Here is a 16,619-nt window from a genome sequence, read left to right as displayed (position 1 = left end):
TCCTTCTAGGAGACAGGCGAGAAAAGAAAAAGGCTACGATAAGTAGCCTTAGTATTACTAGTTAGCTAGTTCTTTGGTACTTTTAATATAACCATATTCAGATATATCAGTCCAAACTCGTACTAGTTTTAAATAGTCTTCTTGTGACTTGATTATTTTGGCAGCCATTGGGTCATTACTTGCTTTCTCTTTAAGAATTTCATCATTAGCTTTTTTCATCGCACTTAATACAGCAGGCGGGAAAGTTTTAACTTGAATATCAGGGTATTCAGTTTTCATTACAGCCCAGTTTTCAGCACTTAATGCATAAGACTGTACATACATATCGTATGATGCTTTACGCATAGCCACTTTTAAAATAGCTTGTAAATCGTCAGGAAGCTTTTCTAATTTCTTTTTATTAACGATGAACATTAACTCTGTTGCAGGTTCATGCCACCCCATGTAATAAATAGGTGCAATTTTATGGAACCCCATACGTAAATCTAATGATGGACCAACCCACTCTAACGCATCAATCGTATTGCGCTCTAACGACGTGTAAAGCTCACCAGGTGGAATATTTACTGGTGTCGCACCTAGCTTAGCTAACACTTCTCCAGCAAAACCAGGAATACGCATTTTTAAGTTCTTAAGATCTTCAACAGTATTGATTTCTTTACGGAACCACCCCCCCATTTGCACACCGGTATTACCACCAGGGAAAGGTACTAAATTATGAGCACTATACACCTCATCCATTAGTTCTTGACCACCACCATATTGGAACCAAGCATATTGCTCACTCGCCGTCATACCAAATGGCATTGTTGTGAAATACAAAGTATTAGGTACTTTACCGTTATAATAATAACTAGCAGAATGACCTATATCGTACTGCCCCATTTTCACCATATCAAACACACCAAATGGTGACTTATGTTTGTTAGCTGAATCAACTCGAATTTTCAAACGGCCGTTAGACATTTCCTCTGCCATTTTGACCATATTTTTAACAGAATCGCCAAACACTGGAAAATTTGGCCCCCACGTTTCTGCTAATTTTAATCGATATACTTTATCTGCTGCAAAAGCGTTAGCGCTTGTCACTAAGACTACAGCGGCTATTAAGGTACTTTTATAAAAGGACTTCAGCATTTTAAACTCCATGTAAGGTTAGGATTGAATGATTTGTCATCTAAGCAATAAAGTAAGATATGAAACGATTAATTTAAATAGCTTAAATATGTTTCAAATATCAATATGTTGTTGCTAAGTTGTTAACAGACTGCCATTACACGCAAAAATAAGAATCTCTTTAATGATTAATTTGTAACTTGCATCACAGGCTCGCTTTTTTTTTAATCATTAAAGTGCGGTTGCGCAATAAAAAAACAGAAAGGTTGAATTCCAGCTTTAAGTTGAAAGAAACAAACATAATTTTCTAACGAGAAAAAACATAAATATGAAAGAGTGACGAATGGAAGGCCTACGAAGAATAACGAAATGATGGCTAAGGGACAGCTAAATGATAACGAGAGGGCAAAGATTTTATCAACGACAGTTTGAATAGAAACTGTAATAAAAGGTGTGTTAAAAACGCTGTTAATCGCTTTGCCTGTTATGTAAATTTTTAAAATAGAGTAAATATAGCGTTGTAATATCAATTACATTAAATCAGAGTTCTAAATTTTGCTCAGAAAAAATGACTTAGTTTAAGGCATTAAGTTGAGCCTTTCGAAGTGAGAACAACTATCTCCTACAACTCACGCCTTATTAGTGTTAATTTTTCCTGCGCAATCTCTGATCACTTATTTAATTCCATTGGTATAACTAAAAGAGGTTAATGCTTTAATGATTGTTTCCTTTACGAAACTTACAATGAAGAAGTTCACTTAAATACCATTACAACCCTTTTTCGACCATCTTTTTAATAACCTTTGCTTTCACAAAATGATCTAATTTATGGACTTGAATCCACCACGTTGCAGCTTCCATCAATAGATCAGGGTTGTCATTTTTATTGGCAAAGAAAGCATAAAAAGAAAGACCTACTTTGTCACCTTTAAGCATTATTTTTTTATCACACACTGTAATGATCTTAGCTCTTAAAGATTCTCTCATTGTTTACTCCAAATAATAATCATGAACTTTTCGGCGAAAACATAATAATTGCCATGCCAATAAGCGCAATTGATGTGCCTACCAGATCCCATAGCGTTGGTTTTACACCATCAACCGTCCAAAGCCATATCATTGCAACAAAAATGTAAACGCCACCGTATGCTGCATAAACCCGACCTGAAGCTGCTGGATGTAAGGACAATAACCAAGCAAATAAAGCGAGACTGAAGGCAGCAGGGATCAAAAGCAAAATACTTTTTTCTTGCTTAAGCCAAAGGTAAGGTAAATAACACCCTACTATTTCAGCAATGGCCGTCACTATAAATAATGCGATGGTTTTAAACTCAAACATAATATTCCTTAAGTATTGCTGAATGACATGCGGTTTAATTTTTTAATTTTAAGCATTATTATAAATCATGATCTTAGTCTTCCATCATTGTTGCAAGCTTAGCGTCTTACTTAAACAGCAATAACAAAATCTACTCTGAATAAATAAAAACTAAATATATTCAACTATAAGGTAAAATATAAGGAAAAATAGCTACTTTAAATATAGCAGGAAAAGAGATGAGTTTTATAGAAAGCACTTTATATCGAACAATGGGGCACAGCCCTTTGCAAGTACTTACTCACCCGCTACTTACTGAAAAATCTATTACCTTGTCGGTTAAACGTGATGATTTATTACATCCAGATATTTCAGGGAACAAATGGCGAAAATTAAAATATAACTTACTTTATGCAGAAGCTAATAATAAAAACCACCTAATTAGCTTTGGTGGTGCGTTCTCAAACCACATTCATGCTCTAGCTGCAGCCTGCAATCATTTTCAATTTAAAGCAACGGGTATTATTAGAGGAGAACAACACTATGCATCCAACCCTACTTTATCTCAAGTTCAAAAATGGGGGATGCAATTACAATTTGTGGATAGAAAAACCTATCGATTGAAAGAAGAAGATGAATATTTAACGATGTTACAGAAACAATATCCCAATGCTTATATTATTCCTGAAGGCGGGAGCAATAACCTAGCGATACCAGGCGTAGAAGAAGTCATAAAAGAATTAACACACCAATGTAAACAACCAATTGGTCATATTTTTACAGCAACAGGAAGCGCAGGAACTTTAGCAGGCCTTATTAGCGGGGCACTTAAATATAGCCCTACGACGGTTGTTCATGGTATTGCAGTGCTCAAGAATGGACAATATTTAGAAGAAACAGTTAAAGGTTTTGTGCAAGAAGAAAGTCAAATAAATTGGCATTTACATACCGACTTTCATGGGGGGGGGTATGGGAAAGTATCACTAACAATAGCTGAATTTTGTCGACAATTTACATTAGATACCAATATTCCTATTGAGCCAATCTATAGCGGTAAAATGTTTTATGCATTATGGAATTTAATCGAACAAGACTATTTTCCAGCTGGTACTCACATTGTTGCGTTACATACTGGTGGTTTACAAGGGTTAGCTGGGTTAAAAGAGCAAAAAAAGTTTTAACATGCCTTGAGCCATCAATGACTACTTTTTAGATAACATTTCTATTGTGCATATCCTTAGTCCGGTTTATTTACACTTTCATTTGTTTTGGTGTTGAGAACAAAGTGCCCTGCCCCCCACATACACCCAAGCGAAGTAAACACTTCCATTCCTCTTCGGTTTCAATACCAACTGCGATAACTTGAGCATGGCTATTTAAACAACTTGCCATTAAACTTTGTATTGCGACCTGGTTAGTACTGCGAATATGAATATCTCTAATTAAGCTTGCATGTAGCTTTAAATAATCAATATTAAAATCGAGTATATATTGAGTATTCACAACAGATTTACCAACATTATCGACTGCTATTTTGCAGCCTATTTTTTGTAAGGCAATCAAAGCAAAACGCATAGGTGAATAATGTTGTTCAATTAAATGTTCAGATATTTCAATGACTAAGTTATTACGAATCTTTTTAGTTTTTTGCATTAATTCAAACATCAACCATTTACGATTTTCTTTATTCATTAAAAATCGAGAACCTAAATTGACCCCAATGGGTTTACAAGACTCACCTCGAACTACTAACAATGCCAACACTTTTTCTAGCATTTGCTTATCTATTTGACCACACAATCCACACTTTTCAGCCATTGGCATAAACGTACCTGCAGCAATAACTTCTTTATCATAGCCTATAATCCGAGACCATAACTCTGAATATAAGATATTAGTAGGATCACGCTTTACAACATGTTGTCGATATAATAACAACGCGTCTTTGTTTAAAACATCTGTTAATAGCCCTCGCCAATGGACGGTTCCCTTACTGATCACATTTTTCTTTAAGTTTTCTTCAGATAAATGCCATCCACTTATTTTTTGATGTTCAGCTACCAATAAAGCACGATTCGCATCATCAATAATATGACTGACTTCTTTGCCAAAGGGGAAATTAACTACACCAATATGAAAAAAAGTCTCAATAAGAGAGGGATCTGGGAGCTGTAATTGATATAACGCTTTTGTTAATTGTTTTGCTACTACTTTTGTTTCTTCGTAGGCCATTTGTGGCAATAAAATAACAAATTCAGGCTTCTTAACACTGCCATAAAAACTATCATCATAGCGACTACAAAAACTTTTCAATAAATCAACCATTTGCTGAATGACTTTATCGGCTTGTTCAGCACCAAACTGGTACTTCAGCGTACTTAATTCAGTCAAACTGATTAATATTAATGTATTTGAGGCATAACTTTCATCGTTCGTCACCGTATCTAACATATTATCAAATGCTAAACGGTTACCAAGCCCAGTATCTTCGTCTAAAAAAGCCTTTCCTCTGATATGGATATCAAAAATACTACGCTCTTTAAGGCTGTTTTCTAATCGCTCTGATAGTACATCCAGAGCTTGGCTTGCCGCTTTAGGCCACTCTCCCTCTTGGGCAAAGCGTGCAGTCGGGTTGTTTTGTAATAAATAATGAGCACGGCGCTCTAATAGTTCGGCACCATAAAACGATTTTTTTATCCAACGTAATGCAAAATATAACAAACTTAAACTCAACAAGATGGCAGTACCAACCCCTGCGAGAGGCCAAAAGGTGAATTTAAGTTCAGAAAAAGGCTGGCGGGTATGCAATATCAAGCGAACATCGGGATATTTATCTAATTCGTAGGAGTAACGAAGCAACAATCGCATTGGATAATATTGGCGACTGGCATAATAGTTTTGATATACCGTCACATCACCACGCTTAACTTGTAAACGAACAATACCTGATGCATCAAGTAAATCGGGTAACCAAGAGTCAAATTGAGTTTCAACAGTTTGCTTATCAATTTGCTTTTCAATCACTTCAATAACACTGCCAATAAGCTGCTGGTGATGTTTTAATGATAGTGATCGCAAACTTACCATACCACCGATTAATACCAAAGTAATACAGGTCAACACAATAGCACTAGTAATAAACGTAAATTTATTAGTGAACTTCATAACATCCTTGTGACAAACTATTTTTCATGTGTAGGTGAGTAATCGCTAAAATAACAATATAATACCCATCGAAATATTAGCTCATATACTAATTACGATTGGTATAATGCTTTTCCTTGCACTTTGCATCATCATTTAAGCTTCGAATAATAAGCTGTAACAGGAATTTATAATGGCACTTAATCAAGTATTTTCAAATCCGAGCCAAGTTTTACAGCGTAATGAAGCGTTATTTACAGGAAAGTCTATCTTAGTCGCAGGTAATATCGACGACAGTTATCCAATTAACCTTGAAAGAATAGCATCATCAAGCTGCTTTTGTTTTAATGATTTTCGTTATTATGACAAATTAAAAGACAAATTAACGACATCTGATGTCCATTTTACAGCGAATTATCAAGGGAAAGAAAACCAAGAAAAATTCGACTTATTATTAGTTTATATCCCTAAAGCAAAAAACGAAATTGAATATTTACTTGCCAACCTCACCCCTCACCTTAAAGAAAATGCAGATATCATTCTAGTAGGTGAAAAAAAATGTGGCATCAAAAGCGTTGCAACATTATTAGTCCCTTACTCAGAATATAGTAATGCGATCGACTCAGCTCGACATTGCAGTGTTATTTATGCTCAATTAAGTAAACCTGTTGCAACTTTTAACCAACAACAATGGATAAAAGACTATCAGCTTAATATTAATGACATTTCACTTACAATTCGTTCCTTACCTGGTGTATTTAGTTTTGGCGAATTAGATAAAGGTAGCGAGTTGTTATTGAACAATTTACCTGATGAATTAAGCGGACAAGGTTTAGATTTTGGTTGTGGTGCAGGAGTGCTTTCTTGTTACCTCCTGAAAAAACATCAACAATTACAACTAGATTTAATTGATGTAAATGTCTATGCTTTAGAGAGCGCAAAACTCACTTTAGAAAAAAATGCACTACAGGCAAATGTGTTTGCATCGGACGTGTTCTCAAATGTAAATAAAGAATATGATTTATTGCTTTCAAATCCACCGTTTCATTCTGGTCAAAAAACAAACTATGATGCAGCAGAAGAGTTCATCAGCAAGTCTGTTAACTTTTTGAAGAAAAAAGGAAAATTAACGATTGTAGCAAATAAGTTTTTACGTTATGAGCCACTTTTAACGATTACTTATAAAAAATTCTTTGAAGATGCTCAAAACAATAAGTTTAAAGTATTGAGCTGCCTCAAATAACCATCAAGTAAACGTGTCATAATTTTCACTTTATTGTTAGGGTCAAAGGAAGATATTTAAAAATCAACTCATCAATGGAATAAAAGCTATGTAACGTAAACATAGCTTTCTAATATAAAAATGTGGAGGCTCTATGTCTGGTATTTTAGCTATGATTCTTGCGGGAGGTGAAGGGTCTCGGCTTTTTCCGTTAACCCAGAACCGAACCAAACCCGCGGTGCCTTTTGGTGGTAATTATAGATTAGTAGATTTTGCATTAAATAACTTCGTCAATGCAGACTTAATGAAAATTTATGTTCTGACCCAATTCAAATCCCAATCCCTCAATATTCATTTACGTCGCGCATGGCGTTTATCAGGCATTTCAGATCGTTTTATTGAGGCGATCCCTGCACAACAGCGTGTTAATAAAAACTGGTACTCAGGTACGGCTGATGCCATTTATCAAAATTATCGTTTTATTGAAAAAAGCAAAGCAGATCATGTATGTATTTTTGGTAGTGACCACATCTATAAAATGGATGTTCAACAAATGGTTGATTACCATAAAAAAATGGGTGGAGCATTAACAGTTGCAGCGATTAGAGTACAAAAAAGCCAAGCCCACCACTTCGGTATTATAGAAATCAATGAAACAGGTCACATGATTGGCTTTACCGAAAAACCTTCTGTTGAAGAAGCTAAAACTATTCCAGGTGACCCAGAACATGTGCTTGCTTCTATGGGGAACTACATTTTTAAAGCAGATACATTAATCGAAGAACTAGAAAAAGATGCCTTCGAAGAAAATTCTAGTCATGATTTTGGTAAAGATATTATTCCTAAGTTATTTCCTCAAGGGAAAGTGTATGTGTATAACTTTAGTGACAATAAAATACCAGGCGAACCAGAACATGCATATTGGCGTGATGTAGGGACGATTGATTCCTACTGGGAAGCCCATATGGATTTATTAAACGATGACCAACCTATTTCTTTATACAATAAACATTGGCCATTACACACCTATCACCCACCATTACCCCCAGCCACCTTTCGAGACCAAGGTGATTCTGTAACCAATGTCTCTAAATCTCATATCGGAGCAGGTTCTTATATTAATGGCGCCAATATAGAGAATTCTATTCTCGGTTTTAGAAGTCATCTATGTACCCATGTAAAAATAAAAGGGTGCGTATTTTTAGGTAATGTAAAAGTTGGTAAAGGTGCACGCTTAACCAATGTCATTCTCGACAAAAATGTTGAAATTGCACCCAATACTATTATTGGTGAAAATATAGAAGAAGATCGCAAACACTTTACCGTTTCTGAAAAAGGTATTGTTGTTATTGCAAAAGGAAGTCGAGTGGGGTTTGAGTAAACTTTTTAACGGTTACTAATGATGAGTTTTCATATTATTTAGGTGGGTTTTTATAATGGCAAAAGTTCTCTCTATGATTTTAGCAGGTGGTGAAGGTTCACGCCTTTACCCCTTAACACAATCTCGTACCAAACCTTCTGTTCCATTTGGGGGAAGTTACCGTCTTATCGACTGTGTACTTAATAACTTTGTTAACTCTGATTTATTGAGGATTTATGTATTAACACAGTTTAAATCTCAATCGCTCAACTCTCATTTACGCCAAGCTTGGGAATTAAACAGCTTCACAGATACTTTTATTGATGCTATTCCTGCACAAATGCGTACAGGGAAACATTGGTATAGTGGTACTGCTGATGCAATTTATCAAAACTTACAATTTATTGAAGTAGATGATGCTCCAATAGTGTGTATTTTTGGTAGTGATCATATCTACAAAATGGATATACGACAGAAGATTAGCTATCACAAAGAAAAAGACGCTATTTTAACCGTCTCAGCGATTCGTTTGCCTAAAGAACAAGCTTACCACTTTGGTATTATTGAAGTAGATACTGACGGGCGTATGATCAGTTTTGTTGAAAAGCCTTCAGTGGAAGACGCAAAGACGATTCCAGGTGATCCTGATAATGTATTAGCGTCAATGGGTAACTATGTTTTTAATTCTCAAGAGCTACAAAGAGAATTAATTCGAGATGCAGCCGATGAAGCATCAAGTCATGATTTCGGTAAAGATATCATTCCGCACCTAATGCCAACAGGTAAAGTGTTTGTATATGATTTCACTACTAATAAAATACTGAATGAAGATGGTGAAGCTTATTGGCGTGATGTGGGTACAATAGAGTCGTATTGGGAAGCTAATATGGATCTGATCAAATCAACTCCTCCAATCTCTTTTTATAATAGAGCATGGCCGATGCATACCCACTACCCTGCGTTACCAGCAGCAAACTTTCAGAATGATGGTGATATCACTTGTTCGATCAGACGATCTCTCATTTCCGACGGTGCTTTAATCATTGGCGCTACAATCAAAAAATCGGTGTTAGGCTTTAATTGCTTTGTTGGTCAACGTAGTAATGTTTATAAATCTGTTCTATTAGGTGACACTAAAATCGGTAAAGATTGTGAAATAATCAAAACAATTATTGATAAAGATGTTGAAATAGCCGATGGTGTAAAGATTGGCGTTAATCTAGAAAATGATAAAAAACGGTTTACTGTTTCTGATGAAGGAATAGTCGTTATACCCAAAGGTTCCAGAATCGGCTTCTAATTATTAACTTAATTTTAAAAGCTACTGCATTAAGTAGCTTTTTTGTTGCTCATATTCTTAGTCAAAGGAGTTTCCAATGGATTCTCATAAATTGAAAATTTTATTTATCTCATCTGAAGTTGAAGGTTTCTCTAAAACCGGTGGTCTTGCTGATGTAGCAAAGTCTCTTCCACTTGAGCTTCGTAATTTAGGTCACGAAATAGTTATTGTGACTCCATTTTATCGAACACTTAATCACAGAGAACATGCCCAACAAACTCATTTATTAAACTTGCATACTGATAGCTCACGCCCAGATATTCAATTTTCAGTACAAGAACTCTCATTAGATGGTATCAAAGTATTAGGCATTGATAACGCACATTATTTTGATCGTCCTGGTCTATATGGTGAAGACAACAATGCTTATCCTGATAATGGAGAACGTTTTGCATTTTTTAGTTTAGCCGCTTTACTGACCACTTTAGCTGAAGATTTTTCACCAGATATTATCCATTGTAATGATTGGCATACTGGATTAGTTCCCTATTTATTAAAAACTCGTTTCTATAACAACTCTTTCTTTACTAACAGTAAAACAGTTATCACTAGTCATAACTCAGCGTTTCAAGGCATTTTTGAAAAATCTCAATTAAACCTTATTCCAGAAGTAAGCGCATGTATGGATGAACGTGTATTAGAGAATTATAGCTATATTAACTTTTTAAAAGTAGGCGTTCTTTATGCTGATAAAGTCAATACTGTAAGTCCAAACTATGCCAGTGAGTTACTAACAACCTTAGGCTCTCACGGTATGTCAAATCACTTTATTGAACGTATTCATGACTTTCAAGGGATATTAAATGGCTGTGATTATAATGATTGGAGTCCTGAGACAGATAAATTAATCCCATTTAATTTCGATAGTAATGATCTTTCGGGTAAAGATAAATGTAAAGCAGCATTACAAAAAGAAGTTGGACTGGAAGCGATAGATGTTCCAGTGTATGGGATGGTTTGTCGTTTAACAGATCAAAAAGGCTTTGGGTTAATTATTCCTATCCTAGATCGTTTTTTGAAACATAACGTACAATTGATCATTGTTGGATCTGGAGATCCTAGCATTACAGGCCATTTAACGGCACTAGCTAGTCATTATAAAGATAAATTTAAATTTATTGATGCTTATAGCAATGAATTATCACACTTGATTGAAGCAGGCTCAGACTTCTTTATGATGCCATCTATATTCGAACCTTGTGGTTTGAACCAACTCTATAGTTTAGCTTATGGCACCTTACCTATTGTACGTGCTGTGGGAGGACTAAAAGATACCGTCATTGACTACGACCAAGACCCAGATAATGCAAATGGGTTTATGTTTTATGACCCCAATCCCAACCAGTTACTAAATATACTTCGTCGCGCTTTATTACTTTATATCGAGCAACCAGAAGAAATGTTGCGCTTACAAAAACAAGCAATGAAATCTCACTTCTATTGGTCTGACTCAGCTAAGCACTATGAACGTTTGTATCAAGATGCATTACACTTAGACCAACATTGGGAAAATTAAGCTTTCTACTTAAAAAATATATTTAAAAACTATCTTTAAAAACGACACTTAAAAATATAGTTTAAAAGCTTAAAACTAAAAAGCCTGATTATAAATCAGGCTTTTTTATTGGTGGGATATTAATTGGTTATAAATAATCTAAGATAAGTTAACTAAAAACGGGTCTCGTGATAGTTTTTTATTATTGTCAGGATTAAACCAATTAAGCTTAGAAGATAACTGTACAACCTCACCTACAATCATAAGCGTCGGCCCTTCCAAACCACCACCTAATTTAGATAGTTCTGATAAAGTTCCTGTAATAACTTGCTGTTCGTTACTGGTTCCTTTATTGATTAAGGCAACAGGTGTGTTCGCATCGCGTCCATTCACTAATAGATTAGTTTCTATTTCTTGAGCTTGTAATAAGCCCATGTAGACCACTAAGGTTTGATGTGGAATAGCTAACGCTTTCCAATCTAATGCTTTGCCATCTTTCTTTCTGTGACCAGTAACAAAAGTAACCGATTGTGCATAATCACGATGGGTTAAAGGAATACCCGCATAAGCACTACAGCCTGAAGCAGACGTGATACCCGGCACAACTTGGAAAGCAACGCCAGCTTCTACAAGCTCTTCTAATTCTTCTCCACCGCGTCCGAAGATAAAGGAATCACCACCTTTTAAACGCACTACTTTTTTACCTTGTTGCGCTAATTCAACCAACATTTGATTCGTTCGAGATTGCTCAACTTCATGCTTACCTGCCGCTTTACCAACCGAAATTAAATCCGCATCACGACGTACTAAATCTAGAATTTCTTTCGATACTAAACGGTCATATAAAACAACATCTGCTTGTTGCATCAATTGCAATGCTTTTAAAGTCAACAATGATGGGTCGCCAGGGCCTGCTCCAACTAATGCAACATCACCTTGAGCAACTTCATCAGTCAGATTGTCTTCCATAAACTGTTGCGCTTTTTCAATTTGACCTTTTTGTAATAGGCTTGCTAAATCGCCATTACCAAATAACTTTTCCCAATAACGACGGCGCAAAGACTCTTTAGTGATCACTTGTTTAACACGATGCCTAAACTCGCCTGAAATTTTTGCCAAACGCCCGAGATGCATTGGTAATAAGGCTTCTAAACGTTCACGTATTAAACGAGCTAGTACAGGTGCTTTACCGCCACTAGAGATAGCAACAACGATTGGAGAGCGATCAACAATAGAAGGCATAATGAAACTACATAACTTAGGCTCATCAACTACATTAACCAGAATCTGTTTTTGTTCAGCTAGTTGTGCAATATGTTCATTAATATGATGTTGATTGGTTGCAGCAACAACTAACCATTTACCTTCGATCAGTTCATCACTAAACGCTTCATTAATGATTGTAAGCTGATTATTTTTAGCTTTTTCTAATAATGAATCACAAATATCAGGAGCACAAATAGTGATTGATGCATTTGCTTTTAATAATAAATGTACTTTACGTGCAGCAATATCACCACCACCAACAACAAGGCAATGACGATTTTTTAATTTGGTAAAAATAGGAAGATAATCCATATATATCTCAGTTTAACTAGTCTAGGTCGACACTATAAAGAATAACAGGTGCAATATAAAAGATTTAAAGCACATTATTTATCACGTTTATGCATATCAATCCTGTCTATTTTATTCATTAAACAATCCTTTTTAACAAATAAAATGAGGCAGTAATAAAATAGGGGGCACAAAGGATAGCAATATCATCAATGTATTTAACGAAGATATTGGAGTAATTATACGCTAGTTCTTATTAAATAAGCGACCTTACTCCATCATGAATAGTAAATATACCAACAATATTATCGCCATCGAGCACAGGTAAACAACTAATATCATGCGTCAACATTAAGGTTAATGCATCTTTTACTAAAGTATTTGGCTCTATGGTAATGGGAGACCGGGTCATTATTTGATGAGCGGGTCGTTGTGCAGTTTCTGAATCACGTACAGATTCTGTTTCTGTATTTAAAAAAGGGCTTAATGTCCGTAATAAATCACGATCACTAATAACACCTTGTAACTTTCCCTCCTCCACCACCAATAAATGATGGAAACCAGCTTGTGATAAAATATTTTGAAGAACTGGCATGCGGTCATCCATATCAACGGTGACAACTCTTGAAGTCATTGCCTCTAATACTTTCATATCACTCCCTATACACAAAATGAATTCATGTTTTATTATAGACACAAAAAAGGTCAGCATAGCTGACCTTATCAATAATTTACAAAAAAACTAAAAGTAGATTAGCTATTTATAAAATCAACACCTTCTTGGATGTCTTTGTTAAGTGTTACTAACATATCGTTTTTAGCTTTTTCTTCAAAGGCTGATAATTTACCGTATGATAAAATTTCAACTACACCGTTAACACCCAAGCGTACCGGATGAGCAAAGTAAGGAGCATCGCCACCATCAATATCAACGTATGCGTAATCTACAACGTCTTCGCCTTGTAAACCTTTAACTAAAGATAAACAAAAACGAGCAGCAGCAGCACCCATAGATAAAGTAGCAGAACCGCCACCAGCTTTAGCATTTACAACTTCAGTACCCGCATTTTGGATACGTGGAGTTAATGCAGCAACTTCTTCTTCAGTGAACGTTACACCTTCAACTTGAGAAAGAAGTGGTAAAATAGTTGTACCTGAGTGACCGCCAATGACTGGCACTTTAACTTCAGCAACGTTGAGACCTTTAAGTTCAGCAACAAATGCTTCACTACGGATAACATCAAGCGTTGTTACACCAAATATACGGTTTTTATCATAAACACCCGCTTTTTTGAACACTTCAGCAACGATTGGAACAGTACCATTTACTGGGTTAGTGATAACACCAACTAATGCTTTAGGGCAGTTAGCAACAATGCCTTCAGCTAACGTTTTGATAATACCAGCATTCACTGCGAATAAATCAGCACGGTCCATACCTGGTTTACGTGGCATGCCCGCAGGGATAATAACAATATCAGCACCTGTTAATGCAGCGCCTAACGCATCAGCACCAAAACCTTCAACTTTAACTGCTGTTGGGATGTGTGATAAATCAACCGCTACACCAGGAACAACTGGAGCAACATCGTATAATGCTAGTTCAGAACCAGCTGGTAGTTGAGTTTTTAATAATAACGACAACGCTTGACCGATACCACCTGCAGCACCAAGAACAGCAACTTTCATATTTTTCTCCAATGAAATAAAATGTTTAAGTATTTAAGAATAACCGTATACATTCTAAAGTGAATAAATACGCATGTGTGAAAAATGTTAAATAATTGTGATGAATGTAAAATAGTAGCTTATTTTAAGGAATGATTACCACTACTTTGTGAGTCGTTTTAAGAACTATTTTAAGGGAAATATTCCTGAAAAATCTTTGCATAGGTACCATTTTCAACAATCTGCTTCAAACCGAGGTTTAAACGTTGGCGTAAAATGTGATTATTTTTCTTAACGGCAATACCATAGCCTTTAGAAAACTGCTCAACAAACACAGCTTCAGTTCTACTAATCACCAGTTCATTATCTTGTTCCTGTTTACTTAAAAAGTCATTTACAACAGCAAAATCAGCAAACACAGCATCAATTCTTTGCAGTTTCAAATCCTTTAAAGCCGCTTGGGATGAATAGTAAGGCACGATATAACTATTTTCTTTTGCAAATTGAATAAGATAACTTTGATTAGATGTATTTGCCTGAACGCCAATAAATTTACCTTCTAATGAAAACTCTCCTTGTAGTTGCTCTTTACTGATAAAAACTGGCGGTACTTTATAGTAGCTATCACTGAAGTCGACTTTCTCTAATCGCTCACTGGTGATATCTAATGCTGCAATGACTGCATCATAACGGCCAAAAGGTAAGGTAAGTAACAAACCATCAAAACGATGATGTTCAAAGCTACATTTTAAATTGGCTTGCTCACAGATCGCTTTAGCAATATCAATATCAAAGCCTTGAATTTCTTTATCGTCAGACAAGTATTCAAAAGGGAAATAATTAGCATCAGTCGCAAACTTAACTTGCAGTTGTTTTGAAGTGTTTGCACTCAATGAAGTTGACAATAAGAGGCAGATAAGTGCGAGTTGACGAGAAAAAGAAATCATAATGAATCATCCTGATAATATTAATTTCGTTCAAATTTTACCAGAACTGCATTAAAGAAAGTAGCGATGCTTATACAAATACACTTATTTAGAAAAAAACGAATAAATATGCAAAAAAAGTGACATTTAATCTATTAACGCAACGATGATTTAGATTAAGATACGAGCTTTATAATAATTTATCTATGGGATCACCAATGCGACAGACTTCTGAACTAATGGACTTTTTTAAATGCCTTCTTAAAGAAGAGCATTTGAGCTCACAAAGTGAGATTGTCGATGCTTTAATAGAAGCTGGATTTACGCATATCAACCAATCTAAAGTGTCACGTATGTTAAGTAAAACAGGCGCAGTTAGAACACGAAATGCCACAGGTGAAATGGTTTATTGTTTACCTGCCGAGTTAGGTATCCCAGCAACCACCAGTCCGCTTAAAAACTTAGTGGTAGATATAGATAGAAATGACAGTTTAATCGTTATACGTACTAGCCCTGGAGCTGCGCAATTGATAGCCCGCTTATTAGACTCGATGGGTAAAGCAGAAGGAATTTTAGGTACAATCGCGGGAGATGATACTATTTATATTGCACCCAGTAATACTCAAGAAATTGAAGCAACACTAGCAGTTGTGCATAAACTATTTGATTAACCTCCTTCAAGCTCCGTCCCTTCCAAATTAATCCAATATATCAGTGATATGAGAGCGAATGATAATGCTCTCTTACTGATGAACTTAATGTAATACATTACTAATGGCTATAGATCCTTCATACACATAAGCAATATCATTTAATTAGAAATAATGAAATTTAGAAATGCTTTTCTATACTTAATAACGCTCTCATTAAATAACTAATTAATCGAACAGGTTAAAGCAAGCGACCATTTCACCAATATTTGATTACATATTTAATGAGTTAAATTGAATATAAAGTTAAATAGATGAGGCTGATATGAATAAACTAGACTTTAGAGAGAATAAACTTCGCGGTTTTACTTTAATTGAATTACTTGTTTGTCTTGTGGTTATCGGAATATTAGCCGGTATTGCTTACCCTTCTTACCAAAGCTTTGTGATAACAACACGACGAGGAGATGCACAAACTGAATTAATAAAGGCTCAAATGGAGCAAAGTAGCTACCGTATTCTGCAGCCAATTTACATTAGTAATCCAGCCTCAGCAGGCTTACCGTTAAATAGCGAATATTACACATTTAGTATTGTTTCAGCGGCCGCACACACCTATGTTATGAAGGCAGTCGCTAAAATAAGTAGTTCTCAAAATAATGATAAAGCCGCATGTAAGGCACTATTTATTGATCAGAATAATGTTAAAACCAGTGATGGTAGTCAAGACAATGCTTTTTGTTGGCATCAATAGTTAGTCTTTGTAAAACAAAGCTATCTACAATGTACAACAAAAAGCTTGTCGATCATTGACTAGCATACCG

At 35.5% G+C, this 16,619-nt stretch carries 15 protein-coding genes; 7 read left to right on the top strand and 8 right to left on the bottom strand.

The features are described 5' to 3' along the window. Positions 1-57 precede the first annotated feature (57 nt). From GQR59_RS01600 to GQR59_RS01590, 3 genes are all read right to left on the bottom strand, one after another. Positions 58-1,137: a TRAP transporter substrate-binding protein gene (locus tag GQR59_RS01600; protein ID WP_160060410.1), complete on the bottom strand. Its 1,080-nt coding sequence runs from the start codon at positions 1,135-1,137 to the stop codon at positions 58-60. A 747-nt stretch (positions 1,138-1,884) separates the two neighbouring features. Next, positions 1,885-2,103, bottom strand: coding sequence for a DUF6500 family protein (locus GQR59_RS01595; protein WP_160060409.1), 219 nt, complete (start codon positions 2,101-2,103; stop codon positions 1,885-1,887). Between the two features lie 19 nt (positions 2,104-2,122). After that, positions 2,123-2,455, bottom strand: coding sequence for a YnfA family protein (locus tag GQR59_RS01590; protein WP_160060408.1), 333 nt, complete (start codon positions 2,453-2,455; stop codon positions 2,123-2,125). Positions 2,456-2,673: 218 nt separating this feature from the next. Between GQR59_RS01590 and GQR59_RS01585 the strand changes: the two genes are divergently transcribed. Continuing rightward, positions 2,674-3,615, top strand: coding sequence for a 1-aminocyclopropane-1-carboxylate deaminase/D-cysteine desulfhydrase (locus tag GQR59_RS01585; RefSeq protein WP_236546626.1), 942 nt, complete (start codon positions 2,674-2,676; stop codon positions 3,613-3,615). Between the two features lie 70 nt (positions 3,616-3,685). On the opposite strand, the gene GQR59_RS01580 is transcribed toward GQR59_RS01585, so the two are convergent. Beyond that, entirely contained in the window at positions 3,686-5,599 is a 1,914-nt protein-coding gene (locus GQR59_RS01580) for an EAL domain-containing protein (protein WP_160060407.1), read from the bottom strand. 172 nt (positions 5,600-5,771) lie between these two features. On the opposite strand from GQR59_RS01580, the gene rsmC reads away from it, so the two are divergent. The 4 genes from rsmC to glgA all read left to right on the top strand — a co-directional run bounded on the left by rsmC (position 5,772) and on the right by glgA (position 11,015). After that, positions 5,772-6,821 carry a 16S rRNA (guanine(1207)-N(2))-methyltransferase RsmC gene (rsmC, locus tag GQR59_RS01575; RefSeq protein ID WP_160060406.1) on the top strand — a complete coding sequence of 350 codons (1,050 nt, stop codon included), beginning with the start codon at positions 5,772-5,774 and terminating at the stop codon, positions 6,819-6,821. A 133-nt stretch (positions 6,822-6,954) separates the two neighbouring features. After that, positions 6,955-8,181 (top strand): glucose-1-phosphate adenylyltransferase, encoded by a 1,227-nt coding sequence (gene glgC / locus GQR59_RS01570; protein WP_160060405.1) that lies wholly within the window; start codon positions 6,955-6,957, stop codon positions 8,179-8,181. 55 nt (positions 8,182-8,236) lie between these two features. Then, complete coding sequence (gene glgC, locus GQR59_RS01565; RefSeq protein WP_160060404.1) at positions 8,237-9,460, top strand: glucose-1-phosphate adenylyltransferase; 1,224 nt, start codon at positions 8,237-8,239, stop codon at positions 9,458-9,460. Positions 9,461-9,536: 76 nt separating this feature from the next. Continuing rightward, entirely contained in the window at positions 9,537-11,015 is a 1,479-nt protein-coding gene (glgA, locus tag GQR59_RS01560) for a glycogen synthase GlgA (protein ID WP_160060403.1), read from the top strand. A 138-nt stretch (positions 11,016-11,153) separates the two neighbouring features. On the opposite strand, the gene cysG is transcribed toward glgA, so the two are convergent. From cysG to GQR59_RS01540, 4 genes are all read right to left on the bottom strand, one after another. After that, positions 11,154-12,572, bottom strand: coding sequence for a siroheme synthase CysG (cysG, locus tag GQR59_RS01555; protein ID WP_160060402.1), 1,419 nt, complete (start codon positions 12,570-12,572; stop codon positions 11,154-11,156). A gap of 235 nt (positions 12,573-12,807) precedes the next feature. Next, complete coding sequence (locus GQR59_RS01550) at positions 12,808-13,203, bottom strand: CBS domain-containing protein (protein ID WP_160060401.1); 396 nt, start codon at positions 13,201-13,203, stop codon at positions 12,808-12,810. A gap of 101 nt (positions 13,204-13,304) precedes the next feature. After that, positions 13,305-14,240 (bottom strand): malate dehydrogenase, encoded by a 936-nt coding sequence (gene mdh / locus GQR59_RS01545; RefSeq protein WP_160060400.1) that lies wholly within the window; start codon positions 14,238-14,240, stop codon positions 13,305-13,307. Positions 14,241-14,410: 170 nt separating this feature from the next. Then, positions 14,411-15,166, bottom strand: a complete 756-nt coding sequence (locus GQR59_RS01540; protein ID WP_160060399.1) for a transporter substrate-binding domain-containing protein — start codon at positions 15,164-15,166, stop codon at positions 14,411-14,413. A 197-nt stretch (positions 15,167-15,363) separates the two neighbouring features. On the opposite strand from GQR59_RS01540, the gene argR reads away from it, so the two are divergent. Both argR and GQR59_RS01530 read left to right on the top strand, forming a co-directional pair. Beyond that, positions 15,364-15,816, top strand: coding sequence for a transcriptional regulator ArgR (gene argR / locus GQR59_RS01535; RefSeq protein WP_160060398.1), 453 nt, complete (start codon positions 15,364-15,366; stop codon positions 15,814-15,816). A 304-nt stretch (positions 15,817-16,120) separates the two neighbouring features. Then, positions 16,121-16,549 carry a type IV pilin protein gene (locus tag GQR59_RS01530; RefSeq protein ID WP_160060397.1) on the top strand — a complete coding sequence of 143 codons (429 nt, stop codon included), beginning with the start codon at positions 16,121-16,123 and terminating at the stop codon, positions 16,547-16,549. The last annotated feature ends 70 nt before the right edge of the window (positions 16,550-16,619 follow it).

The sequence above is a fragment of the Psychromonas sp. L1A2 genome (assembly GCF_009828855.1).
Lineage (GTDB): Bacteria > Pseudomonadota > Gammaproteobacteria > Enterobacterales > Psychromonadaceae > Psychromonas.
The sequence above is the reverse complement of the archived record's forward strand: the minus strand, read 5'-3'. Positions and strand labels throughout refer to the sequence as shown.

Excerpts from the sequence above, each read along its gene's own strand:
- mdh (WP_160060400.1), bottom strand. The coding sequence starts at position 14,240 with ATGAAAGTTGCTGTTCTTGGTGCTGCAGGTGGTATCGGTCAAGCGTTG.
- rsmC (WP_160060406.1), top strand. The coding sequence starts at position 5,772 with ATGGCACTTAATCAAGTATTTTCAAATCCGAGCCAAGTTTTACAGCGT.
- glgC (WP_160060405.1), top strand. The coding sequence starts at position 6,955 with ATGTCTGGTATTTTAGCTATGATTCTTGCGGGAGGTGAAGGGTCTCGG.
- GQR59_RS01590 (WP_160060408.1), bottom strand. The coding sequence starts at position 2,455 with ATGTTTGAGTTTAAAACCATCGCATTATTTATAGTGACGGCCATTGCT.
- glgA (WP_160060403.1), top strand. The coding sequence starts at position 9,537 with ATGGATTCTCATAAATTGAAAATTTTATTTATCTCATCTGAAGTTGAA.
- GQR59_RS01550 (WP_160060401.1), bottom strand. The coding sequence starts at position 13,203 with ATGAAAGTATTAGAGGCAATGACTTCAAGAGTTGTCACCGTTGATATG.
- glgC (WP_160060404.1), top strand. The coding sequence starts at position 8,237 with ATGGCAAAAGTTCTCTCTATGATTTTAGCAGGTGGTGAAGGTTCACGC.
- GQR59_RS01530 (WP_160060397.1), top strand. The coding sequence starts at position 16,121 with ATGAATAAACTAGACTTTAGAGAGAATAAACTTCGCGGTTTTACTTTA.
- GQR59_RS01595 (WP_160060409.1), bottom strand. The coding sequence starts at position 2,103 with ATGAGAGAATCTTTAAGAGCTAAGATCATTACAGTGTGTGATAAAAAA.
- GQR59_RS01585 (WP_236546626.1), top strand. The coding sequence starts at position 2,674 with ATGAGTTTTATAGAAAGCACTTTATATCGAACAATGGGGCACAGCCCT.
- GQR59_RS01600 (WP_160060410.1), bottom strand. The coding sequence starts at position 1,137 with ATGCTGAAGTCCTTTTATAAAAGTACCTTAATAGCCGCTGTAGTCTTA.
- GQR59_RS01580 (WP_160060407.1), bottom strand. The coding sequence starts at position 5,599 with ATGAAGTTCACTAATAAATTTACGTTTATTACTAGTGCTATTGTGTTG.
- GQR59_RS01540 (WP_160060399.1), bottom strand. The coding sequence starts at position 15,166 with ATGATTTCTTTTTCTCGTCAACTCGCACTTATCTGCCTCTTATTGTCA.
- argR (WP_160060398.1), top strand. The coding sequence starts at position 15,364 with ATGCGACAGACTTCTGAACTAATGGACTTTTTTAAATGCCTTCTTAAA.
- cysG (WP_160060402.1), bottom strand. The coding sequence starts at position 12,572 with ATGGATTATCTTCCTATTTTTACCAAATTAAAAAATCGTCATTGCCTT.